The organism is Ruminococcus albus AD2013 (assembly GCF_000526775.1).
GTDB lineage: Bacteria > Bacillota > Clostridia > Oscillospirales > Ruminococcaceae > Hominimerdicola > Hominimerdicola alba_A.
The window spans coordinates 274,064-299,869 of record NZ_JAGS01000005.1; the positions used below are offsets into that span (position 1 = coordinate 274,064).

At 37.3% G+C, this 25,806-nt stretch carries 22 protein-coding genes; 5 read left to right on the forward strand and 17 right to left on the reverse strand.

The genetic code is table 11. The annotated features are described in order from the left end of the window. Positions 1-92: 92 nt before the first annotated feature. Positions 93-554, forward strand: coding sequence for a hypothetical protein (locus N773_RS0118730; protein WP_024859156.1), 462 nt, complete (start codon positions 93-95; stop codon positions 552-554). Positions 555-1,432: 878 nt separating this feature from the next. Continuing rightward, entirely contained in the window at positions 1,433-2,968 is a 1,536-nt protein-coding gene (locus tag N773_RS21625; RefSeq protein WP_024859157.1) for a dockerin type I domain-containing protein, read from the forward strand. 139 nt (positions 2,969-3,107) lie between these two features. Here the strand turns inward: N773_RS21625 and N773_RS0118740 are convergent, their stop codons facing one another. The 8 genes from N773_RS0118740 to N773_RS0118775 form a co-directional block, all read right to left on the reverse strand. Further along, entirely contained in the window at positions 3,108-4,901 is a 1,794-nt protein-coding gene (locus N773_RS0118740; RefSeq protein ID WP_024859158.1) for an AAA family ATPase, read from the reverse strand. A gap of 147 nt (positions 4,902-5,048) precedes the next feature. After that, on the reverse strand, positions 5,049-6,032 hold the full coding sequence (locus tag N773_RS0118745) for a hypothetical protein (protein WP_024859159.1): 984 nt from the start codon (positions 6,030-6,032) through the stop codon (positions 5,049-5,051). 15 nt (positions 6,033-6,047) lie between these two features. Then, positions 6,048-7,709: a single-stranded-DNA-specific exonuclease RecJ gene (locus N773_RS0118750; RefSeq protein ID WP_024859160.1), complete on the reverse strand. Its 1,662-nt coding sequence runs from the start codon at positions 7,707-7,709 to the stop codon at positions 6,048-6,050. A gap of 166 nt (positions 7,710-7,875) precedes the next feature. Then, the gene (locus N773_RS0118755; RefSeq protein ID WP_080678422.1) at positions 7,876-9,342 is read right to left on the reverse strand and encodes a CAP domain-containing protein; all 1,467 of its coding nucleotides are present in this window, start codon (positions 9,340-9,342) and stop codon (positions 7,876-7,878) included. Positions 9,343-9,356: 14 nt separating this feature from the next. Then, positions 9,357-10,247 (reverse strand): class B sortase, encoded by an 891-nt coding sequence (locus N773_RS0118760; protein WP_024859162.1) that lies wholly within the window; start codon positions 10,245-10,247, stop codon positions 9,357-9,359. 58 nt (positions 10,248-10,305) lie between these two features. Continuing rightward, complete coding sequence (locus N773_RS0118765) at positions 10,306-10,674, reverse strand: hypothetical protein (RefSeq protein WP_080678435.1); 369 nt, start codon at positions 10,672-10,674, stop codon at positions 10,306-10,308. A gap of 77 nt (positions 10,675-10,751) precedes the next feature. Next, positions 10,752-12,791, reverse strand: coding sequence for a hypothetical protein (locus tag N773_RS0118770; RefSeq protein ID WP_024859164.1), 2,040 nt, complete (start codon positions 12,789-12,791; stop codon positions 10,752-10,754). A gap of 106 nt (positions 12,792-12,897) precedes the next feature. After that, positions 12,898-18,021, reverse strand: a complete 5,124-nt coding sequence (locus tag N773_RS0118775) for a hypothetical protein (RefSeq protein WP_024859165.1) — start codon at positions 18,019-18,021, stop codon at positions 12,898-12,900. A gap of 123 nt (positions 18,022-18,144) precedes the next feature. Between N773_RS0118775 and N773_RS0118780 the strand changes: the two genes are divergently transcribed. After that, positions 18,145-19,185, forward strand: coding sequence for a hypothetical protein (locus tag N773_RS0118780; protein WP_024859166.1), 1,041 nt, complete (start codon positions 18,145-18,147; stop codon positions 19,183-19,185). Positions 19,186-19,333: 148 nt separating this feature from the next. Continuing rightward, positions 19,334-19,600 carry a hypothetical protein gene (locus tag N773_RS23120; RefSeq protein WP_242840464.1) on the forward strand — a complete coding sequence of 89 codons (267 nt, stop codon included), beginning with the start codon at positions 19,334-19,336 and terminating at the stop codon, positions 19,598-19,600. Positions 19,601-19,727: 127 nt separating this feature from the next. On the opposite strand, the gene N773_RS23125 is transcribed toward N773_RS23120, so the two are convergent. Continuing rightward, positions 19,728-20,027 carry a hypothetical protein gene (locus N773_RS23125; RefSeq protein WP_024859168.1) on the reverse strand — a complete coding sequence of 100 codons (300 nt, stop codon included), beginning with the start codon at positions 20,025-20,027 and terminating at the stop codon, positions 19,728-19,730. A 77-nt stretch (positions 20,028-20,104) separates the two neighbouring features. On the opposite strand from N773_RS23125, the gene N773_RS0118795 reads away from it, so the two are divergent. Further along, positions 20,105-20,566, forward strand: a complete 462-nt coding sequence (locus N773_RS0118795) for a hypothetical protein (RefSeq protein ID WP_024859169.1) — start codon at positions 20,105-20,107, stop codon at positions 20,564-20,566. Here the strand turns inward: N773_RS0118795 and N773_RS0118800 are convergent. From N773_RS0118800 to N773_RS0118835, 8 genes are all read right to left on the reverse strand, one after another. Continuing rightward, positions 20,561-20,923, reverse strand: a complete 363-nt coding sequence (locus tag N773_RS0118800) for a hypothetical protein (protein WP_155250954.1) — start codon at positions 20,921-20,923, stop codon at positions 20,561-20,563. The two genes, N773_RS0118795 and N773_RS0118800, sit on opposite strands and share 6 nt — an antisense overlap. Before the next feature lie 263 nt (positions 20,924-21,186). Then, positions 21,187-21,576: a helix-turn-helix domain-containing protein gene (locus N773_RS0118805; protein ID WP_080678423.1), complete on the reverse strand. Its 390-nt coding sequence runs from the start codon at positions 21,574-21,576 to the stop codon at positions 21,187-21,189. Between the two features lie 98 nt (positions 21,577-21,674). Next, positions 21,675-22,037 carry a hypothetical protein gene (locus N773_RS0118810; RefSeq protein WP_024859172.1) on the reverse strand — a complete coding sequence of 121 codons (363 nt, stop codon included), beginning with the start codon at positions 22,035-22,037 and terminating at the stop codon, positions 21,675-21,677. After that, positions 21,988-22,428, reverse strand: coding sequence for a prepilin peptidase (locus N773_RS0118815; RefSeq protein ID WP_024859173.1), 441 nt, complete (start codon positions 22,426-22,428; stop codon positions 21,988-21,990). Before N773_RS0118815 ends, N773_RS0118810 begins: the two co-directional genes overlap by 50 nt. After that, the gene (locus N773_RS0118820) at positions 22,422-23,276 is read right to left on the reverse strand and encodes a 3'-5' exonuclease (RefSeq protein WP_024859174.1); all 855 of its coding nucleotides are present in this window, start codon (positions 23,274-23,276) and stop codon (positions 22,422-22,424) included. The genes N773_RS0118815 and N773_RS0118820 overlap by 7 nt, the downstream gene beginning before the upstream one ends. A 51-nt stretch (positions 23,277-23,327) precedes the next feature. Further along, complete coding sequence (locus tag N773_RS0118825) at positions 23,328-24,089, reverse strand: hypothetical protein (RefSeq protein WP_024859175.1); 762 nt, start codon at positions 24,087-24,089, stop codon at positions 23,328-23,330. 105 nt (positions 24,090-24,194) lie between these two features. Continuing rightward, a complete protein-coding gene (locus N773_RS0118830) occupies positions 24,195-25,475 on the reverse strand; it encodes a hypothetical protein (RefSeq protein ID WP_024859176.1) in 1,281 nt (426 codons plus the stop codon). A gap of 20 nt (positions 25,476-25,495) precedes the next feature. Beyond that, positions 25,496-25,711: a hypothetical protein gene (locus N773_RS0118835; RefSeq protein ID WP_013483318.1), complete on the reverse strand. Its 216-nt coding sequence runs from the start codon at positions 25,709-25,711 to the stop codon at positions 25,496-25,498. Between the last annotated feature and the right edge of the window lie 95 nt (positions 25,712-25,806).

The following is a 25,806-nucleotide window of genomic DNA, read 5'->3' on the forward strand; positions in this document are numbered from 1 at the left end:
GAACCGAACTCGCTGAGGTCAGGGGAAAACCCCGCCTCTTTAGGCGGGGGAGGATGTCACATATTATTATACATATTAAAGGAGAAATTTACATGTTCAAAATATTCTATGCCGCTTTTCTTGCTAACAAGAAAGGTGATGAAACAATCAAGCCGAAAGTAAACGGAATCACTATCTTCTTTATGATAAAAACAGTGATCTCAATTTGCGTTTTTATTTTCCTTATGAAAAGAATGGCAAAATTGATGCCTGAACTTCTTTGGAATATTATGACAGGTTTTCAGTATCTTTCAATGACACTTACAGTCATATTCGCTGCTAAAGCCGTTTTAAAAAAGTCTTGGCGCTGCGCTGTAGCGTCATTCTTGTGCTTTATTCTGAACTGTGTGTTCAGTATTGCAAAAATTATCGTAATAAAAAACATCAGCTTGTCAACAGTCAGAATATCCCCAAAACTCTTCTTGGTGTTTATAGCACTGTTTTCACTTGGGGTGCTCTCAGGCATTGTAATTAAGGAAGTCGCTGCATTCAAGGCGAGGTCTAAGTGTAGCTGACAATTTCCCGTCTTTTTCTCCCCTTTTATGGGGAGTTTTTTATGAAATAAAAATTTTTCTGTTGTATACGAATTGAAGAAAAATATATCATATTAGATATCTCATCTATCGCATTGCTCAATACTATAACAGGTGAGCTTTCTTCGATGTAGATCTCATAATTCATGTTAAGACGCACTTGATAATTTCTGAATTTTTGTGATACTATCCTTTCGTTGGTTTTATTTTTTTTGCAATTACATTATACCACAAAATGAGAAGTCCGGCACTACCTTTTTGGCGTTTCAGGCTTCTTTTTCTTTGTTTGGCTGCAGCAGCCTCTGCTCTATTTTTTTATCAATGATATATCATTTGCGTGGCACGATCTGATATCCTCAGCGGCGATTTCCTGCGTTTTTGAGGCGTATTCTTTTGATTTTAGTTATATTATATTCGAAGTTTTCGCTACGCAGATTATTTAATTATGTATATGAGTTACATATAATTATAGATTTTTTCTTATGAATTATACATCAAAATGTGGAATTTCATTTGAGAAGTATTGAATTTTATTTAAGCCTGTGCTATAATGAGCACATCAAATAACTTGATCAGGTTGTTTTTTAAGCGTTATTGTACGACGGATGTGTGGTATTGCTTAAAGTAAAAAAGATATGTCCGCTAATTGATCGTATACTACATGACAAATGATTTAGTAGAGTGCGAGAAATCAGTGAACAGGTATATTTGCAATTTTCATGAGTCTCGATCACCAGATTTGGAGAGTATGGTTCGATTTATGACACATACAAAACTACGGTGTTTGATTTGGTGAAATGAAGGTTGCTAATACAAAAGAATAAAAGAAATACAAAGCAAAAAGAAAAGGAGAATTTATTATGGCAAATTTTAAAAAGAAAATGGCTTCAGCTCTGGCTGTACTCTCATTGTTTACGTATGCATCGGCTACTTGCATGACAGCTTCTGCAAGCAACTTTATCGGTGATGTCAACAACGATAACAAGATCAATAATAATGACACACTTACATTGCAGAACTATGTTGTAACTAATAGTGGGTCGATCAACCGCAATAATGCTGATGTAAACGGTGATGGGGATATAAATATAGCTGATGTTGTATCACTGATGCAGACTGTTAAAAGAGGTATAATTGCCGATGCGACACCTATTACCGGATTAGGATGCCTTCGGATAGGTAAGTGGTATTCGTCGCCAAATGATAAATATTTCGTAGTTTATCAGGGTAACGACGGTAAAAACTTTAATGGTGACGGTAATCTTGTTATTTACCGCAGAGACGGCAACAAAAGAACACCTTGTTGGTCTTCAGGGACAAATGGCTGTGATGCAGACTTTTGTCAGCTTCAGAACGACGGTAACTTCGTGATATATAATAAGAATAGAAAACCGATTTGGAGTACAGAGAGCTATAAATCTCCAGCTGGGGTGTTTATCAATAATAATGGTGAGTTGTTTGTTTATTCTTTTAAAGATTGCTGTAAAGTCTGGACCAGTGCAAATTCACGTGGTACAAAAATATATCAGCCACCTATTAAACCGGTTCATACATGTACCAATATCTTTATGAATAAGAACGGTAAGATTGTTTATGGTTGCAAGGATTGTAATCATATTATAGATCAAGACGTTGACTATGCTGAGTATGTACGTGTAACAATGGATGAGGAGCATAGGTATGATAAAAAGGAAGATGCGCTAGCACATTACTTTAAATTGCTGAATAAAGATCTTGATTTGGATGCAGCAAAAAAAGCTGCAAAGGCATTCTATGGTGTGGTTGATCTGAATGAGACCCAAAAAACCGGCCTTAGAAAGTTCTTGGAAGAAAATGACAAATTCTATGATGACTTTAAGCTTGATTATCTGCCTGATTGTGATGGCAAGACTTACATAGCACAATGTCAATTCGCTAATAAGAGCTTGAAGGTCTATGATTTGCTTACTAATAACAATAGTAAGACTGTTGATATTAATACATTAAACACTACCATAGATGTGCTGCAGACGGCAGTAGATTTTGTCAAGTTAGGTAGCAAGACGTATGGAAAAGTGCTGGATGAGATTAGGACTTCTGCTAAAAAATCGATCCAGGCAGGTTTGGAAGACAACATCAGAACTCTGCTGTCTAACCTTAATGATACTACTCTTGACCCAGACCAGGTAGGAAGCGAATATTTTTGGGAACAAGAAGTAACAGCAGATAACCTCAGCTATAAAAAATTCCAGTTTGGAAATGGTACCTTTACTGTTAAACAATATTTTACGAAAAAATGTGAAGAGGAGCGCGGAAATAAAAATGAATATGAAGCAGCCTATAAAGCATTTGTGAATCTGAAATGTGTACAGGCAGCTACAGATATCCGATTCTTTGATCTTGTAGATACGTTTTGATTAACTGAAAACAAAATAATTACTAATAATACAGTCTCATTCTATTAACGGATGGGGCTGTGTTTTTGTATATGACAATGCCTATCATTCGGTTATAGCAAACTAAAACGAGCTGAATTGTAATCAGCTCGTTTCTTCTTTAAACGTTTATTACGTTTATATCACTGAATTTTTCGAGTACATCTTCAAATTCGGTGTGGTTGACCGATGCTACAAATACATGGTCGTAATACTCTCCAACCGCAGGCTGCGAGAGAAAATCAAGCATTTTTTCAAAGTTGTTTTCATCAAGCTTATCCAGATTGTCCAATACTAGAAGCTTAAAGCCTGAAAGCTGATTGATCTGCGTCATAACAAGGAACTGAACCAACAGCTTTTCACCCGTAGATAAGTCACCATAGTCCTGGGTACCGCTGGGCGTTTTACATTGAATGATGACATTTCCGTTGGGATTGATTCCAAGGTCAAGCGTAAGCTGAGGACAAACATCTGATGCCATATCATTGATCGATTTTACAAGCCTGCCAAGGAGAATCTTGAGTATTTTCCCCTTAACGTTTCCCTTCTTACTTGTTAATCTTTCAAGAATGCTATATTTATCAAGGTCGTTTTCATTCGAAATTAGATTTACTCTTTCGTTATTCGCTGCCTCGATTCTGCCGGCTATTGCAAGTTCATCCGCTAATATTCTTTTCTTTCTTGCGATTTCTGTTGCATCAAGTTTTGGTTTTTCAACAGCTGATGGTATAGAAGCTTTAATCGCATCTATCTGTTTTAGTAAGTTGAGTTTTTCCGTATAATCTTTCTCCTGATTTCTGTAAGATTCAAGTACAGTTTGAGCTTTTTTTAACTGATCCTCGTATATTTCCTTATCCTGTTCAAGCAACTCTATCTGATCTTTATTTCCGGAGATGGTTACTTCGATTTCTTCAATTACTTCAGATTTATCCTGGGAGCAGGAGATTTTTTCTGATAATGGACAGAAGTTACTTGATAGTCTTGATAGCTGCTTTTCCAGCATGGAATTATTTGCGTGTAGTGTTGAAATGAACCTTATTGATTTTTTTATTTCGCTATCCATTTGATTAATGATTTTTTCAGCTGATATTTTTTCTGCAGGATTAGGCTTTGTAACAGTATATTTATTGTATGTTTCCTGCAGTATTTTGAGCTTTTCAAGAGCTGTACTTCTTTTTACAGTTATTTCTTCATAAGCTTTTATCGTAGCTTCATCAGCTATCAATAATTCGTATTCGGATTTTATCGTTTTAGAATCTCGAATACTTGATGTATCGATTCCTTCAACTGATGATATGATAGAAGACAGCCTTTCAATTTCTTTCTTTATGGCTTTAATTTTCCCTGAATAATAATCATTGATTTCCTGTATATAATCGAGACAGAATTTATCTGGCATTGCAGGAAATTTTCCTTTCAATTCTTCTTCAATGCTTTCATCAATAACTTCTGTTTCCTTTACAAGCCTCAACAGCGTTTCTATATCTATATTTAGAGGAATAAATCCGCTGTTAAGAAGAAATTCAGTAAATTCCGATGAACTTGCCTTCTCAAAGACTTCTGATGAAGTCAAAAATTGCATTGCTTCTTTAGTTCCGCCGTACTCAGCCTGAAGGAGCTCAACAATGCTTTTTCTAGTCGTTTTCTTTCCGTTAAGATATACTGAAGCACCTTTACTGTTGTTTATACTTCTTATTGAGTAAGCGTCAATATCGAGAGATACTTCAGCTGCGCAAGCTCCATCTTTGATAAGTTCACTTCTTGTCTGGCTGCCAACAAGACCGTATTTAACGGCTTTAAGGAATGTTGTCTTGCCGTGTCCGTTAGGTCCGATTATTACGTTGACTCGCTTTGGTATTGTTTCTAAATGAGTAATTCCGCCAAAATTTTCGATACAAATATTCTTAAAGTTCATAAAATGACCTCCTAAAAAAATACTTGATCCGATTTGATATAACTCCAATTATCAATAACAGATCTATATATATTATAATCGAATTTTGAATCCGATAAAAAAAAGCCACTGTATAAAACAATGGCTTTGATAAGGTGCTTATTCAACTTAAAAGTCGGAAAAATAGGCATCACTGTCATTTTCAGCATTCTTTTTGCTCTGCTCAATATTACTCTTTACAAGCTCATCTGCTTTTTTTAGCTGACGGGCGTAAAAACTGATTTTATATGCCATAGCATCATCTTCCATAGATTTTATGAAAGCAAGTCCATCGAGCTCACTCATTCGAACTATTGAAGAAACTTTATCGCAAACCGAGTTTCCCTGAACATTCAGTGCTCCTGTATCAGTTTTCTTTACAAAAGCATAGTAGTTTGTGATAGTTACGTTGAAAGGATAATTCTGTCCTATAACATACGCGATCTTTATATTATAGACCTGAACCTTACCATCTTCCCTTTTCTGTGAGACTCTGGGTTTTGTTCCTGACTCATAAATAATCAACTCTCCCGAAGGTGCCGTAGTGCTTCTATCCTTAGTGCTTCGTGTTTCTTTCATAAAAGAAACGCATTTGTCCTGAATTTCTTTCGATGCTGTTAAAAACAGATCAAGCTTATTTATTATTTCTTTGTTTTTCGGGTATTTTTCAGCGTTCTTTCCTAAGAATTCTCTGTATTTCTTTATTTCCTCCGCAGGTATTGACCAAAAAGGCTTTCCTTTGTTATTTCCCATTGTAGGAGACAGTTCAAGCGCTTCGCATATTTTCTTATTTCTTTCAAGCACAGGCCAAGGCTTTTCTGTTGCTACTTCCGAGCTGTCAGCATTAACATTTATAGTATTTGTCAGTACTGATTTAGCTCTCTCAGCAATCGCAGGGACAAGCTTTGCCGGAATATTGCCGATCAGAATAGATGTTTTACCGCTGGAATTCTTTTCCACAGCAGTTAGTACATATCTTGATAACGAAGACATCATTGCCAGCGGCTTATCCTCGTCGAACTGAAGATTAGATGCTACGCTGAACGTCTGAGCTCCGCCATTTTTCGTTTTGATGTTGGTGAAAATTTCCTTTGGGTATTTTGTAACTGCCATTTTAGGGCCTCCTTATTATAAGCCTGAAAGAATATCATTTAAACATAATTTTGTCAATTCAGACTGATTTTTGATTTCTGTGACCTTCTTAAAATCACTTATTTCGATTTGTGCTTCTGGTTTTCCATAGTTATTTTCGCTTATCACGCCAATTATATCTAGTGTTTTGGGCATGTTCAATGAATTGAACTTTTCTACGGCATCAAATCCGATCGCTATGCAACCGTTACCGAATAGCTTCAGTGCTTTGCCGTCATCGCCTATTATTTGGAATAGTTTTCCATTCCTGGGTAAACATTTAAAGTTATTGATCTTGAATACAGGCGGTCTGTTCCCTTCTCCAAAAGGCGCATACGCTTTTAGTAGTGACAATGTATCAGGAATTTCCTCTGCATTGATTTCAAGATCATAGAATATTTCATCATTTTCTTGAACTTCGAAATCTTCGAATATACTGAAAAAACAATCGCGGATGTTATCAAGCTCATCGATTTTAAGTGATAAGCCGGCAGCTCCCGCGTGTCCACCGTAATGAAGTAAATGGTCAGATACTTTATCCAGTGCTTCTTTTATATTAATATCCTCAGTAGATCGTGCGGATCCTTTAATTACTCCCGGCGTTTCACTGTCCGTCAGGCAAATTACAGGACTTTTGTAAGTTTCCGTTAATCTGCCGGCAACAACACCGACAATTCCTTCGATCGTTTTTGGATCATATATAATTTTTGGAACATCTGAAAATAAGCACTCTTCTACTACTATATTCTGAGCTCTTTCGACTGCTTGAATAACAAGTTCCTTTCTTACTTCATTATTATCAACCATATGCTGAAGCATTTCAGGATTTCCGCTAGTAAAGTACCGGTATACGTATTCAGCATCATCCTCAACACGCCCCATGGCGTTGATAATAGGTCCGATCTTAAAGCCTATAGTCGTTTCATCGACATTCGGCTTTCCTAACCCGGTAATTTCGTTTATAAGAAGATGTATGGAATTAACGGAACTATTGTTTATCAGTTCCAATCCATTTTTTACAATTGTGCGATTATTGAAACGTAAAGGAACAACGTCTGCTACTGTAGCGAATGCTGCGAACTGCAGGCATACTTTCTGTCTTTTTTCATCACAGATGAGTTTAGATAGTTCGTAGCCAAGTCCGGCTCCGCACCAATCTTCAAAATTTTCTTTTTCTTTGAATACGTGTGGATCAACTATTATATCAGCGTTTGGCAGACCTTCCGGTGATTGCAGATGGTGGTCTATAACTATAACATCCATTCCTCTTGCTTTCGCAGCATCGATGCCCTCAAAAGCGGAGATTCCGTTATCAATAGTTATCACTGCATCATATTTTTCATCGATCATATCTATGTATCTTTTTTGTAAGCCGTATCCAATTCCTCTTTTCGGGAAATAGATCTTAAAATCTATTTGAAGGCTTTTTAAGATCACATGCATGATCACTGCAGAACATATACCATCGCAGTCATAGTCAGCAAATACCGCTATTTTCTTCTTGGTATCTGAGGCATTTCTGAGATAATCTGCAACATCATACAAATGCATTATCTGTGTATCCCATTCAGTTTTCATGAGCTCTTCCTCAGTCATACCTGAATTTCGAGACACAACTTGTTTTATGGAATCTAATTCGTCTCTTTTTGACCAAATCATGATTTTTCCTCCTTTTTAAATTGAAAAACAAACTCCAAGATATCAATGTAATTGACTATTATAATTATACATGAAAATTTAAATCGATAAAAACTACATATAAAAAACAGGTTTAAGTCCTATATTTTGGACTTAAACCTGTTTTCAGTGTATTATATGTTGTATACTAGAATTGCAGCATCAGTAATTCTGCAACATAGTAATATCCGTTATTTTTGAAAATAGCAACACCGACCTGATTAAAATTCTCGTTCATCCTCGCGTTACGGCAATTGTCTATGGATTGAAACCTTTGATGTATCTGCTGAGAATCATCGGAAGTTGTTCTCCAGACATTAAGACCATAGCCCTGGTTAGTAATTCCATAACGTGTCATTAACTGATCTATAGAGCCGTATAAAGGTGAGATATTGGTCGTGTTATCGTATGTAGCCATATCTGCTGCAAATAACGTAGCAATTTTCTGAGCATCACCATCGGTAGCAAGAATGGAAAGATTGTTATTGATTCTCTCTGCATTAAGTGAGTTTATCACTCCGCTTGCATCGCTTTGTTCCAAAGCGCCAGCAACTCTCATTATCTCGTTATCCAGATTTGATTCTATTAGTGAGGGATTAGCAGTTACCTTCTGATTTCCAACGTATTCCTTATTTCGCAGGAACGGTCCTTGTTTATCAGAAGATAACATATTACCTTCATCATCATAGGTTTTGATGATTGTGTATTCATAAGTAAGTTTGTAATCCCCCTCATACTCTGTTGTCTGATAAGACTCTTTTTGAGTATGCGTTTTTTTGCTTTTGGAGCCTGTGTTAACAGAAATATCCGGATCAACAACCACAGGGGCAGTTGTTACTTTATTTCCACCGGGCTTACCGACAACATACTCGTCCGGTTTTTGATCTGTACTGTCAGGCAAAGTCATATCCGGATTCTTAACTTCTCCGTTATTTCTCTCATTACCTGTTATATCAGCAAATACCTTTTCTTCGCTAATAGGATTCCAGATCAGATTTCCGTTTTTATCTTCATTTTTCTTGACGTATTCGACAACGACTCCGTCCTTGTTTTTTACGCCGTAAATATTTCCATCGATCTGCATATAGTTTGTCGGGATCGAATTATCGCCAGCCTGAGATTCACATGATGTTATGTACTCGTCAATGATGTTTCCGTATTTATCCACTTCTACGAAGGTGAACGAATTATCTCTGTTTCTTATGTATTTAAGGTACTTGACCATGCCGTTTGCATCAGTCACCTTATATACATCCTCAAGATCTTCTACAGCTTCATAATTATCGGGAATGTCGGGATTGACTTTTTCCCAGTTCAAAGCCGTACCATCTTCAGTGCATTTCCAATAAGAAAGGATCGTGCCATTTTCATCGACCTGCATATACAGTCCGTCTTCTCCCAACACGGGAACATAATCCGATGGTATTCGGGGATCCAGATACCACTCTTCGCTAACTTCATACGACAAAGGAGCGATATCATTTTGAGTGTCCCACCAGTTGCTTGCGTTGTTTGATTCGTTTAGATGCCTGTTTATTGGCGTTTTACTTTTAAAGACCCATAAAGCGCAAAAAACACAGAACAGAAAAACGAATAGTATCACAATTTTATTCATTTTATACTCCTACTTTAAATCTGTCTGCAAATTACTACTGTACGGCAATTGCTCGTATGATACGAACAAGTAACTAACGTAAGGAGATTATCATCTGCCTGAAGCTCAAATCCGTCTTTTTTTATTACACAGTTATCTAGTAATGTATTTCCATAGTCGAGGAAATCATTATCATCAAGGAAATCACATTTGTTAAACGACTTGTGATCGTTATTAAGGTCAACGATCATGCAGCCTATCACTTCCCATTCGGATGAATCTCCGCCGTAATCGAATTCCACAACGGGATGTTCATCAAAAAATGCTTGATCCTCATAATTAACAAGTGGTTTGAACATTGATTCATAATAGGCATTTATATTGTGACCGTATATGGTCATGTTTTTGGCACCTATATACTGATTTCCATCAAGATAGATCGAGCCGTATGAATCGTATTGTTCCATATAATTATGCGTGAGATAATATTCATTATCTCCTTCAAGATAGAGAACCGGGTAATCTATCGAAGTCCCGGGTATTGATATCCAGCCGAAAGTCCTGTCAGTATACTCATATGTATAATAGCTTTGTTCAGCTGAACTTGTTCTACTATCTGCTGAAGCTGATGAACTTGAATCTTTGTTCTGTGAAGATTCCTTTTTTGATTCAGGAACTTCCTCATAGCTGTCATCGTCCTTATCATGGTATGCATCTTCATTATTTTCTTCATCTACAAAGTCATTCTGGAAACTAAGTTCTTTGTTTTGACGTTTTTCTCTCAGGTCATCGTACTGAGAATCCTTAGTTTTTGGTTCAAAGTACTGTTTATATCCTACGTAGCCAAAAGACCCAGCTGCAATAAGAGATAAACATACTGCTATTATTTTGATTTTTAGTTTTGAATTTTTATTATTATCAAACATAGGTTCCCTGCCTTTCGATTTTTTCTCTAAATATATTATAGCAGAAAATTTGTAATTTTCAAATTTTTATTTTCTTCTGAAGAACAGCATAAGCTTTGTCTTCATTTTTTCTATATATTTCAATGCTTTTTTCGTCTGATAAGCATTTTTTTATGTCTATATATGAAATAGGTTCGTTAGCTGCATTTGTTTCAGTTTGGAGAAAAGCTAAATCATCTTCGAAAAAATCATTATCTGCCAAATCATCGAGATCTGAAAAAAGGTCATCCGAAATCAGATCTTTTGTTTCGTTGGTTCTATTATCACGTTTAGGAACACTTTGTTCGGTACTAAACATTGAAGCTAACAGATTGAAACCCAATACTATACCGAATATGGCAAACAAATAGCCGAGTAACGAAAATAACAAAAGAAAAGAAAAACTCATACAAAAACTCCCCTTCCAAAATAAACGAATTATCTTGCTTTTGAAAATATTATACAAGATTTTTACGTCCAATAATATCAAATAAGAAGTTCTCCTATTTCTTCTATATCAACTGATGCCAGATCACTCATGTATACGTCAGTTCCATCATATGGTATCTCAATATCGTATTCATCCTGCTCCATTCCGTAATCAACAGGATCACTTTCAGGGAGAATTGCATCATCAGAAAATTCACTTGCGAAATCTATAGTGTCGGAGATATTTTGTATGCTATCATACGGATCCCCAAAAGCAATGCCGTTATCTTCAAAACCCTGCGGTATTTCAAAGTCTATCGCGGATTCTATAGCATCTTCAGGCATCTCGTTTTCTATTGAATCGCTTACATTATCGATTTCGATATTTTTTAAATTTTCAATTTCACTATTTGCTGAAACATCCGTAGATACGCTATTATCAGGGATTTCATCTTTGTCTGAATCGTTATTGTAAAGTTCCTGATCCTGAACAGAATCATCATTCCAGTCAGATGAAAGGTCATCAAGACTGTCACCGATGTTATCTACATCCTTAACAGCATCTTCACTTTCTATATCTGTATTTTCAGAGCCGTCTGTATCTGATGGTGACAGACTCTTATTATCTGTCAGGGTTCCATCGTTCTGATCCATCAGCTCAACATCTCCGCCGATTTCAGGCGTTTTTTCAGGTATATCATCATTACTCGTTTCCGCATCATTCTCGACAGTTCCATCTTCCGAGAATTCAGGAAATGAAACATCTGTTTGAGTATCTGCTGCAATATCTGCAGATAGATCCTCATCTTGGACAGTTGGATCAGTATTATCCTGCTCATTTACTGTTCCATCGCCATCAACATCATTTGCGCTTAATAAAGCAGATTTTCCGGGATCAGCAATATCGTCAACGGCATCTAATTCTTCCTGACTGCCGTTTTCTACCTGTTTTTCACTGGAATCAGCGTCTTCCGGTGTCACTGTTTGATCATCAATCGATACGATAGGAACATCATCTATTTTATCAAATTCCAATGCTTCATCTGTTATATCCGAATTTTCCTCTGTATTTTTTCTGTCAAGTTCATCGTCAGGTTCTTCCAGACGTTCAGGCTTTTCGTATTTATCAAAAGATTCCGAATCATTGGTATTATCGTGTGTGCTGTTATCTTTTTCAGGTTCTTCATCCGAGTGTACAGTTTTGGATTCAGCTATTGCCGAATCATCCGAAGAATAATCGCTGATATTATCATGTGGCTTTATTTCTTCGTCTGTAGCTTTTGTATCAGACGAATTGTCATTTTCATTCTGAAACTCAATTCCATCATCGTTGGATAATGTTCCTTCGATATCCGATTCATTACTTTCAATTTCATTTGATTGTTCATCGGAAACAGCCGGATCATTTACATCCATGTCAGACAACCGGAGTTCAATGTTGTTTTCAGCCCTGTTTTCCATTATATCTTCACGATGGTCATTATCTATCGCGTTATTGTCATTATTCTCGATTTCCTTTAGATTGTCCTGAGGATCTTCTATCTCTTGGTGTTCAACGTCAGTCGTTTCAAAAGGCTCGATCTCATTAACTTCGACCTTATTATCTTCTTTTTCTAAATCATTTTTCTCATTCTCAATCGCTTTTTCTTTTGCATCCTCGATCAAATCTGAAATAGTATTGAGCATTTCAGGCAAACTCATTTTTGAAAAAGTATTGAACTTATCAATGGCAGTCAAAGTTTTTTCTATCGGTTCCTTTATACTGTCAGGTATTTTTTCGATAATTCCGGCTTTTGCTTCATCGTAGCCATCAACTCTGTAACTTAGCTCCTTGTCAACGATCTTTGTAAAATCGATCAGTTCTGTTTTGCTTATGTCAAGCACGAAAGCAAAGTCCTTTAGGACTTCTTTAAGAACAAGGTTATCGACCTTCTCCGCCCCGGCTCTTATTTTGTCGGCCATAACGTGTTCATACGAACCCGAAACAGTAGACCGGGATTCTTCTTTACTCCCATCATTATTGGTTATATCTGTGCTCAGATCTATGAGAACAGAGTTATCGTTGGAGGAAAAATCGCTGTTTGCAAAATTATCCATAAACGCTACACTCCTTTCAGAAATGCTAATTCTGTACAGAAATATTAGCTGCCGCCATAAGCAGCAGCTAAAACATTCCTTGTTCTAAAACTTTAATGCACGATAATTAATCAGATTCCTGATCATTGCTTATCCTGCTTTCCTGATAGTCGTACTCATCAAGCACTTCCATCACTCTGTCAACGCCTAAAACGTCATTGTCTCTTTCCTCAAATTCAAATTTATCCAGCTCCTGACAGATAGCATCATTATCGTTTTTCTCAACTGCACCATTGACCGCAGACAAGACTTGGGTGAGTCTGTCGAGATACGTTCCCTTATCCTCAACACTTGTTCTGGCATCGATTATAAGGTCTTGGATCTTTTCTTTTACGTCATCGTCTTTGTCGCTTATCATTATATCTACGACAGCATTAATTATCTCTCCTATTTCAGCCTGTGCAGCTTCGACCTTATCATCATCGATATCGATGTCGTTTATATTACCATCCTCATCTCTAGTAACACCGTATATGCTATCGATCATATCGTCTACTCTGGACATGAATACATCGTTGAGAGTTTTAGTATCCACTCCCAGTTCGGAAAGCTTTTCATCCGCTATGACTTGAACCTTGGAAATGCATCCGGTATCCTGAGCGATTCTTGATATTGCATTAGCGATCTTATCGCTTTCTTCAGGATTATCCTTAGCATATTCGGCTATTCTGTCCATTACGATCTCAAATCTGGCTTCAAAGTTTTTGTAGTCAAGTTCTGACGGTTCATATGCTTCAAATGCCCCGTCTACAACTTTAGTGTTTTCGGCTGAATTAATTCCCGAAATAAAGTTATCAAGAAGGTCAGACGTTTTGTAGCTTTCATCATTTATAAATTCTTTGACCATTAGTTCCTGGTCTTTATGGCAGTCGGTTGATACTGCTTCAAGTTTTATTGAATCTTGTTCAATTTTATCGACCAGCGAAGCTTTAGATGTCAAGTAGCTCGATATCTGTTTAGGACTTTTGTTGAGATCAACACCAGAATCCCGGATAGCACTGACTATTATTTTTGACACATCCGATGAATCCGGCACGGAACCGACAGCTGATGATACAGTCTCTGTTATATCGTCTGCCATACCATCTATTGCCTTGGTTATAGCGTTTATTATTGATTCATCGTTTCTGCTATTGTTATCTATCAGGGCGCCGTCTTGTATCATCTCCTTTGCCCCTTCGATACCTTCTTTTATAGCTTCCCTTTTATCGTCAACATCATTGTAAGCTACTTCGTAGACTACGCCGTATTCTTTAACAGCTTCAACCATTGAAAAATGTTCCTTGGCATCATCACGTTCTGTTTTGTTTTCGACTTCCAGAGAAAGAAAATCTCTTTTTACAGAATCGATCAGTCCCTCTGCATTATCACCTTTTACTTCCAGCTCAGTCATAAGCTTAGAGAAAGTATCGGCATTTTCTTCCGGAGATCTATCACTGGTCAGATCTCCAAAATTCATATCACTTATTACTTCAAAGTTATCTGTGTCCCCCAGGAGAGTAAAAAGTGATTCTATCTTATCATTTTCCTCTCCATCCATATCTTCCCATAGAGCTTTATAATCGACTTGAATGTTATCTCTGAGGACATCCGTTGTATCGTCAGGTGTTTCAGACTTGTCAATTTCGGCTGCAACGTTATCATTTGTTTCGCGGATCAAAGTAGGATCGGACGTATTTTCGTCTTTGGCATCATACACCTCAACTTTATCTGCTTCTCTATCTTTATCCTCATATGTGGTTTCAATAAGTTTATCATCCTTATCGTAAGTGCTTACAGATACTCTGTCTCCGTCATCATAGTTATAGATCATGCTTTTTTCGATTTGACCATCTTCATCATAGAATCGTGTTTTGGTAGGATTATCTTCCTTATCAAAAGATTCTACTGAACTCAGTACACCATCGTCATATTTGTAGGAGTCTTTTTCTATAACTTCGCCATCGTCATAATAAGTTGATTCAATTACAATATTATCGCTGCTGTAATTATCGATCTCGACCAGTTTATCATCTCTATCATAGACTTCTACGGAAAAAGAACCGTCAACATTGTAGCGGTATTCTTCCCGTGAAACTATTTCTCTCTTTTCATCAACATGTTCAGTCCTGACTACCCTGCCTTCGATGGTAAAAGTGATCTTTGCTTCGTTATCGGTTTTGTCGTAATCGATCTTTACGTTATCCTCGGTTTCGATCTTGAGGTATGTGTCCTTGCAGATATCAGATTTAAAGTCATCAGGATCATTGCGGGTTATATCAGTATGGTACATTTCCTTTATTACCGATTTGACCTTATCTCCATCGTCAAAAGTCTTATCTTTAAGCGCTTGGTCAAAGGTTGAAAGGTCCTTGCTTATAGCGTTATACATTTTTTGTTTGTCGCCGTCAGACAAGTCTGATGATTTGATGTACTCGATTCGCGAATCAACAAAATCATGATCCTTGTCATTCATGTTAGTTCTAAGAATATCTTCTTTGTGTGTCAGTTCAGCAGTGGTCGGAGATATTTCTCTGTTATATATATCAATTTTGTCCTTAAAATCAATATCATCAGACCTTAACTCAGCGGCTGTGCTGCCCAACTCCTTGATCTTGGCATCTATCTCGACTTTTTCATCATCGGTTATGAAAGGCATGTCCTTGATCGAGTCAAGCTCAGCTATCTTATCATTAAGCTTATCTACCTTATCATCAATATCTTTATCGGACAAAGATATGTTTTTCTCAAAAAACGAAGACAGTTCCTTTACATCATCATTCTTGATCCCGATATTATCTTCCGCCTTGTAATCCAGAAACTGTGTTTGTTCTTTTGAGAAATAAACATTATCCTTACTTACGTCGATTTTATCTCCGGCAAAGTGTTCAAACCTAAGATCACGATACTCCGTTTTATTTGATTCAAGGTCAAAAACCGCATAACCTAATGTGATCGGCCTGTCTATACCGGATACTTTAGAATCGCTATAGGTCATTTTATCCTTGAAATCATCGGAAAATTTATCAGTCGAGCCTATAAAGCCCTTTACCGCAACTACGAGTTTTCCGTCATTTACTACATTCCCGCCTTTAAAGGAAACGATATTATTAAAACCTCGTTCGGAAATGATCTCTACCCTGTTTTTTGTAACTGCTCCTATATCAGATACTGAAATTTTGCTGTCAGAATCTTTTATATAGTATTTATTGTCTTCTCTTACGACTTTTGAGCTTTCATCAAGCTTGAGCGAGCCCAAATCATAAGATTTTGTCTTCTCAACATCATTACTCTTTTCAATCTCCACGTCATTCTTACTTACCTGTTCAACTCTATCCGACTTAAACTCATAATCAGCGTCGGATGCCTTTTTGAAAATTTCTGATTCAAAATCATCCTTGGAAGTGCCGTCAAGTTCCTTGCTGTATATTTTTTCGACAATACCCGATACTGCTTTTTTATCTTCAAAATCAACGTTTTTTATCTTATCATCCGTATCTTTGGGATCGTGCCTGAAATTTTTGAGCAAAGATTCTTTGTCGCTTGTGGAAAGGTCAGATTTTTCTATATACTCTTTTTTGGCATTGTCAACGTCGTCTTTTGTTGCCTGACCATTGCTTTCTTTTTCGACTGCTGCCTCTATATTATTCCACGCGGTTTCCAGCTTGTGCTTGCTTTCTATTTCCGTTTCAGAGTGATCTTTACGGATAACTTCGCTTTTCTTTTCAGACTGTTCTATCCTTTCTTTATCAGTATTTCCCTTATCTTCGGACAAAACAGCCTTATCATTTTCAAGCTCGTCCTTTATCGATTCAAGCTTCTGCTTCTCATCATCTGTAATTGACGATTTTTCATCCTGAAGGATAGAATCTATGTTTTCAATCCTTTTTTCTATGTTGTCGTATTCTTTTTCAATATCCTTGCTTTCCGGTTCGACCTTGTTGGCTAAAGCGTTTGTAAGTCTATCAACATCACTTTCGTTTCTGGTAGAAATCATATATTTCTGCTCATTATCGAGTTTGAGTTTATAAAAATCAACTTTGTAATTTTCGCCGCTGATGTGATTACCGCGAACATCAACTGTTTCGGTCTTTTTGGTTTCAACATCGATTATCTTGTATCCGACAATAATGGGAGAATCTATGCCTCTCAGTTTCTCGTTGCCGTTTTTATCGGTATATGTCATTTTTGATGCAAAATCGGAAGAAAGTGTATCTCTATCATCTTTTGCTACAAATCCATAAACAGCAACTGTAACTTTACCATCAACAACAGCGTGATTTCTGTCATCTGTAACAATATTTATCTTTCCGTTTCTCTCAGTTAGTTCAACGCCGCCAAGCTTTACTCCGTTAAGATCTACGGCATTCACGCTTCCTATTTTCTTGTCACGCTGATCAACAGTATCATTAGCTGACAATACTGTTCCGTTATCGAGAGAAAAAGTCACATCGTTATTGTCAGTCTTATCCAAAAAGCCTGTTCTATGGTAACGCTCTAAATCATCTGCATTGTCAATACCTTCGATATGATCCAGATACTGCTCTAATGCACTAAGGATAACGGCTTCAACGGTCAGTCCGTTGATAAGTCTGTAGGCGGACATAAATATTTCGCCTTTGGTAACGTATTTGCCGTTAAGCGGAAGGTCATTTTCCTTAGCAATGATCATTAATTTCAGGTCATTGTACTGTTTAAACACGTTATGCCTGTCCAGATGAGCATAATTATTCGATTTATCTATCGCATCATTGATCCTATCTGCCTTATCTGTAAGTTCTACCAGTGAATTCTTAAAAGCATCGATTTCTTTTCCTTCAAATACCGGCAGGTGATCAGCAAGATTACTGCTAAATAGCTCTGCTGTTTCGGTATCGTCCCGGAAGATTTCATCCGAGTTTCTTATTTCGCTGCTTACAGCATTTATCTGATCTATAAATACAGCTGTTAATTCAGCTTTTGATGCGTAAACTGCGGAACCACCATCTGTATCTACGCCGTTGCCGACTTTTATAAAACAATTATTATCTTCGTCGTACTTTACTGAAGATTCCTTGTTTTCAATAAAAAATCTGCTAAGTGCATCTCCAAGCCCCTTCTCTTCAATCAAAGAAATGACTTTTTGCATTTCTGGTTCGATAACCTTCTGAAAATTAGGGTCGGTAAAAACGTCACCATTTAATCCCATATTATTTGATATAGATCTAGCCATAATTTTTATCTCCTTTCAAGCTTTGATAACTATTTTTATTATAGTAGATTTTTATCTTGAGTAAAAATTCCAAAAAAAATAAATTTTCTTGTATAATAAATTTATGAGGAGGTTTTTTTCTATATGGAATTTAATGATAAGGATCAATTTGAGTTAAGCCGCTACAGGTGGATAATCCCTTTTGTTGTAATTGTATTTACAGTATCGATGATATTTGTAAAATGCTCATCAAATAACTTAAAGGGCTATGTTGATGATGGAACAGATAATTCTTCTTCATCGACAAATTCTTCAATAACAGAAGAAGTGATAGAATTGAAGGAAGATACAACGATGTATTCAGACGATAATTATAATTTCCGATTATCTATCCCTGATTCGTGGAGCAAGGTCAACGGAACGGGAAATAACGTGTCGTTTGTTAACAGACAGACCGGTTCTCAGCTTCAGGTCATCGTAATGGAATATGACCCGCAAATCAACACTGTAGATGAAAATCTTCTGACACAGCAAGCTGTATCAAACGGTATGGAATTAAGAGAGTATTCGAAGCCTGATAATTCAAGCTATTATGTATCTTATTGTTCTTCGGATTATGGATTTATTGAATATTCATTCTGGGATTATTCAGCCATAATCAAACTTAACTTTTGCGTTGATATAAGATACTATAATGATGAAACGATGAACAAAACCTTGAAGTATATAGTAAATTCTTTCGATTGGACTAAACCTGATCCTATTCCATCGGGAATCATTCCAATATTTGTTTCCGGCGGGAATTACGAATTTGGGTTCCCGGAAGGCTGGGATTATGGAGAGTCCGGGGATACGGTCTATATGACAAATACGAATGGGTCGGCGTCTTTTTCTGTTACAGTCAATGAAGCAGCTTCTTCGTTGGAAAACATTTCTCAAATCGATTATATAAACTATATCTCACAGTCTAAGCCTGATTTTATGCTTACTAATTTTAACAATGATGGACAAAAAATTTCAATTACAGGAGAATATTTCCTAAATGGCAAAAAAATAAATCTGCAGCAGTTTATAATTATAAATAATGGTTCGGAGTATACTCTATCGTTTGATACTGAAGAAGAGGTAACATCTGAGCTGGCAGTAACTATTCAAAACGTAATAAATTCTTTTAAAATCTACTAATAAAAAGGGGATGTTGCAGCCCCAACAAAGAAAAAGAGCCTGGCACCTGCCAAGCTCTTCTTTTTGTCGTATAATATAATTGCAAAAACCATTAAACCACCGAAAGGATTGTACCGCAAAAATGAGAAATTGTCAAGTGCGTCTTAACATGAATTATGAGATCTACATCGAAGAAAGCTCACCTGTCAGAGTATTGAGCAATGTTATAGATGAGATCTATCAAAAAGAAGAATACACGATAGTACAGCGTGGGAGAACGAGCATCCTCCAACGCTTCAATAACAAGCGTGAAGCCAATCTCATCGCCGTCATTGACAATGCTCATCATGTTTTGTGTGTTGTATTTGCCGAGGATAAACGTCTCCGGATTACTTTCCGTTGGAAACGGGAATGTGAACGCTCCGGTGATCTGTGAATAGTACGCCATGACCGAGGTCGTGGAATACCAATAAATATATGGGCAGAGAATAGAAATCTGCCCGGCTGTCAGCATCTCGAAGTTTTGTACCTCACAGCTCTCCACATAACCCTCTGCAAACACATCAATGCCAGCGGTCGCATAGTAAATCTTGAATGTAGCGGGAGGGCTTCACCACCTTGTAAAGCTGATGCCTGCGGGCTTCCACGCCCAGGCTGCGCATCTCAAAGGAAATGACGACATTTCGCATTTCGATGAAGGCGTTGTTGAGGTAGCTGCCATCCATACCCGCATAGTTGGAGGTGCTGATCGTGCCGGTGGGAGGTTTCAGTCCTTCCACCTTCGATGTCATATACTGATTCGCCGTAGCGGTCATGTCAATACGATCGCCGTTGGCATTTTCAAGAATAAGTTTGAAAAACATGGTTGCACCCCCTTGTTTTTTCCATGGAAAGTATGATATAATAAATCATGCCAATTATCGTAAAGGAGGTTCTCATTATGGCACGAAAAGATGAAAAAGGACAGCGTTTTGAATTCTTAGTTGGAAGAATTGATGATGCTATCAAAAATGAATACTACGTTGAAGCAATGGCTATTACATATGCATTGATGGAAGAACGAAGCTATACCTTGTTGGACAGACTTAATATCCATTATACTGGAAAGGATAAGTTGTATCATTGTATCGATAAACTGAAAAATGCAATAAATGATAAAAAAATTACTGTGACTCCTAAGAAAGGCACAACTGACACGCTCATTGATTTTCTGGCGACTGAATTCATATCAACTAATTTGCTTGACAATATTCAAAACTGGCGAGATAGAAGAAATGATGTGATACACGATTTAGCCAAACAAACTATTGATTATGATACGTTAAAGCAACCAAGCGAAGATGGAAGAAAAAATTTTGCGTTATATTCTGCAGTAATAATGAAAGTTAAAAAGATGCTATAAATCCAGCGCATTCCTCGTCATACGATAAATCTCCAGCCGCGACAGCGATTTCGGACTATTATTGGTCTGATTCACTGTGCGGCTGTTGTCATTGTTGTAGTAATTGTTGACCACGCCGCTGCTGCCGCCATTCATCATGGCTCCGGAGATACCGTCCATATCGACATTCAGCCCGGACTGCATCGTCAGTGTCATGGCATCAGACACACCGGATACAGCCGCCTCGACATACTTCCTGCTCTTATTGATACCCTTTGCCAGCCCCTTCATGAAATCCGGAATCCACTCCTCCACATCAGCCAGCGCACCCTTTTCAGGTACGGAGAAATGCAGGTATTCCCAGATGGAACATGCCACATCCGCGACCGTATTGATCAGGCTGCCGAGCATATAGGTGATGCCGTTGATAAAGGTTCTGCATAAGATCGCGTCCACACGACCACGAGCTGTTGACCTTGTCCATGACTGCGTTATAAACAGCGTTCATAGCGTTGACGGCCGCATCCCGCACACCGCCAAGCCTGTCGCCGGTAAAGAAGCCGACAAAAATATCCAGAATACTCAGGATGATGTCTGTCACGGCTTTGAAGATATTTGCAATCTGCTGGAACTGCCAATTTTTAGTCTTTTTCGAGGTGTTTTCCGTACCGGATTATATCTATACATTTTTCGACTTGTGATAATGATAGAGTATTGCTTTTCACCGTTACCCAGTACAATAATTTCAAAACATAATCCCTTTTATTTTTTGTAGAAATGACTATACTCTTGTTGGAGATAAAAATAGCTTCTTTCAGAGCGTACTGTTCTTCTTTAGTAAGCTTAAGAGCGGAACACAACTTTTTTTCGTTTTTAGGTGTGATTGTCCTGACTCCGCTAAGAATATTTGAAATATGAGAGTAAGATAATCCGGTGCGTTCTGCCAGTTCTTTGACTGATATACGTTTATCCTTTGCATACTGTACTAAAAGGCTACTTGCTAGTGTCGGCTCGATATTTTTAATCATCATTCGTATCACCTTCAGCATGATAAATTTTATTATAATAATATTATAGCAGATTTTTTAGTAAAAAAAACAAAAAGACTGAAAAATCAGCCTTTTTAAATTTACAGCTCCTTTGCCTGTCCCATCATGATCTTTTGATTATCGACCATAATAGAAATACTGTCACTGAACGTATCATGCTTTATTACTTTGTATTCTACGCCGTTTTTTGACAATTTATAGTTTGTCAGATCGGGCATATCCCCCATTAGATTAGCCCCTGTGAGATTATCCATTATTTTCTGAAGTGCCTTTTCAGCATCTATCAGATTAAGTCTGTTGTGGCAGGGATTGTTTTCGTCGAATTCATGAGAACATCCATAGTAAGCACTGTAAGCTCCCTGTTTTAGCTCCATTGGCTGTTCAGGATGATTCTTACAGTAGAAAGTAACCGTTTTCCAAAAACCTGTAATCATTGATGCCATAAAAAATTCCTCCTAATAGTAAAAAAATGAAAGATATAGTTACGAACGGCGCGTAAGGTACTGTTCGCTTTGTTTCCTTTTGTATTTTCATGATGATATAATAAACCAGTATCAAAATTGAAGAGATAATAATTATATGAGACAAAATTTTTGTCCCATAAGCAGCTCCTATACAGCTCATCATTATGATATCCCCTCCCCCGCCTGAAAATTTCCAGGCGAGAATCGAGAAGGATATCGCACCGATAACAAATCCAAGCAGAGAATCTATCGGATGAATTACTGCATGATTTATTGTAATAAAAATGGTGGTAAATAACGGAAATAAAAAAATGGGAATTTCTTTCTTATTTATGTCTGTTATTGACGCAATGATCATCGCTATCAGCATTTTACACTCCCCTTAAATTTAGATAGTTCAACAAGGTCGTCTGATCCTGTAAGCACAAATGCCTGTTTGATCAGAGAATCCATGTTTATCATAGATATAACATCTTTGTCTTTTTCACCCCATGTGCTGTCAGTTACAGAAAACCATACAGTGCCAAGATTTGTAAAGATGTACAATCTTTTTTGATCATGTCTTTTTCCTTCCCAGTAAGAAACGGAATGGACTTTAGGCGTGATTTTTTTTGATTGATCATCATTCTTAGCATCAACATACTCACTTAAAAACCTTGATAACAGCCTTCCACAAATTATAGTATCATCACGGGCATCGTGAAATTTGACTCCATCAGCTATTCCGTATCTTTCTGCAATAACTCCGAGCTTATGCCTCTTTTCTTCTTTATGAAGATCTCTGCTCATTTTCAGTGTATCTATGATCTCAGCAGGATGAAACACACAGCCGTTTCTTGCATACATCGCATTCATAAAACTTTCCTCAAAGGAAGTATTATGGCTGCACATAATGCAGTTATCCATAAATTTTTTGATTTTTGGAAAAACTGTTTCTTCATTTGGTTTATCTTTCAGATCTTCATTGGTAAAGCCTGTTATTTCCGTAATCCTTTCGTTTAACGGAACTTCCGGCTTTATAAAAACGCATAAGCTTTCAATGATTTTTGGAGTAAGAGATTTATCTATAATGCATTTTAGCCCGGCAAACTGGAACACATAACTATCTTTTGCTGATCTTCCTGTTGTTTCAAGGTCGATAACGCAAATAGGAATGCCGGCACGAGCCATTTTAACGCATTGTCTTACATGTTCTTTGTAAATATAAGAGTTATACATTATCTTTTCCTTCCTAAAAAAGGAGACCGTGCGGCCTCCTTTTCACCATAATCAATTTATGTGGCCGAGTTTTTTACCCAGTTCAACAAACCGGTTAAATTTTATAAGTGCTTCTGCTTTTTCGGGATCCGTGAATTTTATGTGTTCAGGATCCATCTTTCTTGCAATATCGATCATATGAACGATATCTTTAGGATGATGTTTCAGTATCCATCCATGTGCAGGATAACCTTGTTTTCCGGATGCATCCTTATATAATTTAAGGTTGCATTTTTCTTTGCTGAGGGCTGCAAATTCCTCATCTTCGTTAATTCCGGCGACTACATCTGATTCACCGAATACCTCATCGAATGATTTAATGTTTATTTCTGATTCGGAATCGGCAGGATCAGATTCGGGCTCGGAAATATTTACCGGAGTTGATTCGATATAGCTCTTTAATTTATCCTGCTGCACATTTTCTGAGGCAGCATAGACGTTGTTCAAACCGAGGTACTTAAGTACTGCCCGATCAAATGCTCTGTTGTCTGCTGTGATAACAGGGTTGGCTTTTGCGATATCAGTTGTTAATGACATTGCTGTCGCCTCTCCAATTGCCGTGATACACCTCTGAGGATTATCCGACGATATACAAACCTCGACAACCGAATGATCAAGCTCCATTTTCAGAAACGTTCTCTTAAGCTTACAGTTTGTCATTTCGGAGTAAAAATAATTCTCGATAGAAGAATGTTTTGGTCCGTAGATATCATTTGTTTCAAAGGTGATCTCCTTCTTAATGGTTGGTGAATAGAGTCTGATTTTGTTTTCCATGATGATTCCTCCATATATATTATAGCAGATTTTTTATGCCACGTAAAATTTTATATAGTTTAAGAGCCTTGTTTTTTTTCAAGGCTCTTTGACTAACAGATTATTTTATTCTTCAGGTGTAAGATCGTAATCTACAGTCTCACACTCAAATGGGCAGTAAATAGCTTTACTCAATGCCTCGTTAAGTACTTTGAGAGTAGATTCCGGTATTACTTTTGGATCGCCCGATACCTTTTTTGTCATTACCAGCCTGGACGGACTGGATATCAGTGCTGTTACGAGGTCATATGCGGTGTATGTTCCTAAACTCAATTCGGTGCATAGTAATGTTTTTATATGCTGTACGACGTATTTCATACCGGCTCTTTTCTCTATGCCGGTGAAGTTTATAACTTCATCTATAGCTGCAGCCATATCAGTAAGTTCAATTCCAAGAAGTCTTGCAAGCTCCTTAGGGACTGCATTATACTGTTTGAATATGCAATCCTGAACTTTTTTCATAACGGATGACATTTTAAAATGTTTGTTATGTTCAGCACAAACTGTACCGTCTTTTGATACGATCCTTGTTTTGCCGATCATAAAGCCGGAAGTAACGTGAAATGCGGATTTTCCGACGTCAGATGTGTAAATATCAACTATTGGCGTTATGTCGTCCGGCAATTCCGGGTACATATCTCTGATTTCCCCGGTCTTTTCGGGAAATGTAAATACTACATTTATTGACTCATTGGTTATTTCCCAATGGCGGCATTCAGCTATACCCAGTCCGATGTCTTTTTCCAGAATCGTTTGCGCTCTTCTTATAAAAGGACCCTGATTCTGTCCTTCGAACACTCTGCCTCTGACAGCAAAGATCTTCCTCATCGATCCGTCTTCGGATTCTCTTATTGTAAGAGTGACAGTTGCTTCCGTTAAATTTTCGGAAAGCCATCTTGATTTGTTTATCGATTTTTTTGAAATGTTGGCACAAAGTATTCCGGTTCTGTCGGCAAGATCCTTGTAAGCCCATGCAGATAAAGGCATTACTATTGATGTACCTCCATCATCAAATGATACAAGAGCGCCCATGCTTTCTATTTCTTTTTTTATTTCGGCGCATGACGGATCGTGATTAGGTACTGCTCTGTTCTTATTGAGCAGTAACACTTCTTCGACTTCATTTCGTGGATTCATAGGTATTATCGGCCACATATCATTAGGAACGATATTTGGATCGATAGAAAACTGAGCGAGATCATGCTCGTCACAAATATGAAGAAGAGTTATAAGATCCATCCTTATCTTGCGGTAAGACGTTCTTGAATCCATAGTGTCAAGAATATTGTAAAAATCGGACATGTTATCAGTTCCTGTTTTACAATAGTTCTCTGTTAATTCTTTCATTTTTTATGTTCCTCCTTATGTTATCCTATTTGAATTGCCTTAAAAATTTCATCCAGCATCAATTTGCCAATATCAGTTACGGGCTCCAACTCCATAATGAGCTTATGTAATCTAATATCATTATCATCCAGCAATGATGCTGATAATTCTTTTTTCTTTTCGGAACTGACTTTTTCAGTCTGATAGTAGTTTGACAGTTTTTTCATCAGTATTACTCTTTGTGATCTGTTAATCATTTTTATCACCTCCAGTTTTCGATCAACAATTCTAAATGAATTATAGAAGAAAACTGAAACAGATAAAAACAAAAGGTGACATCCTCCCCCGCCTA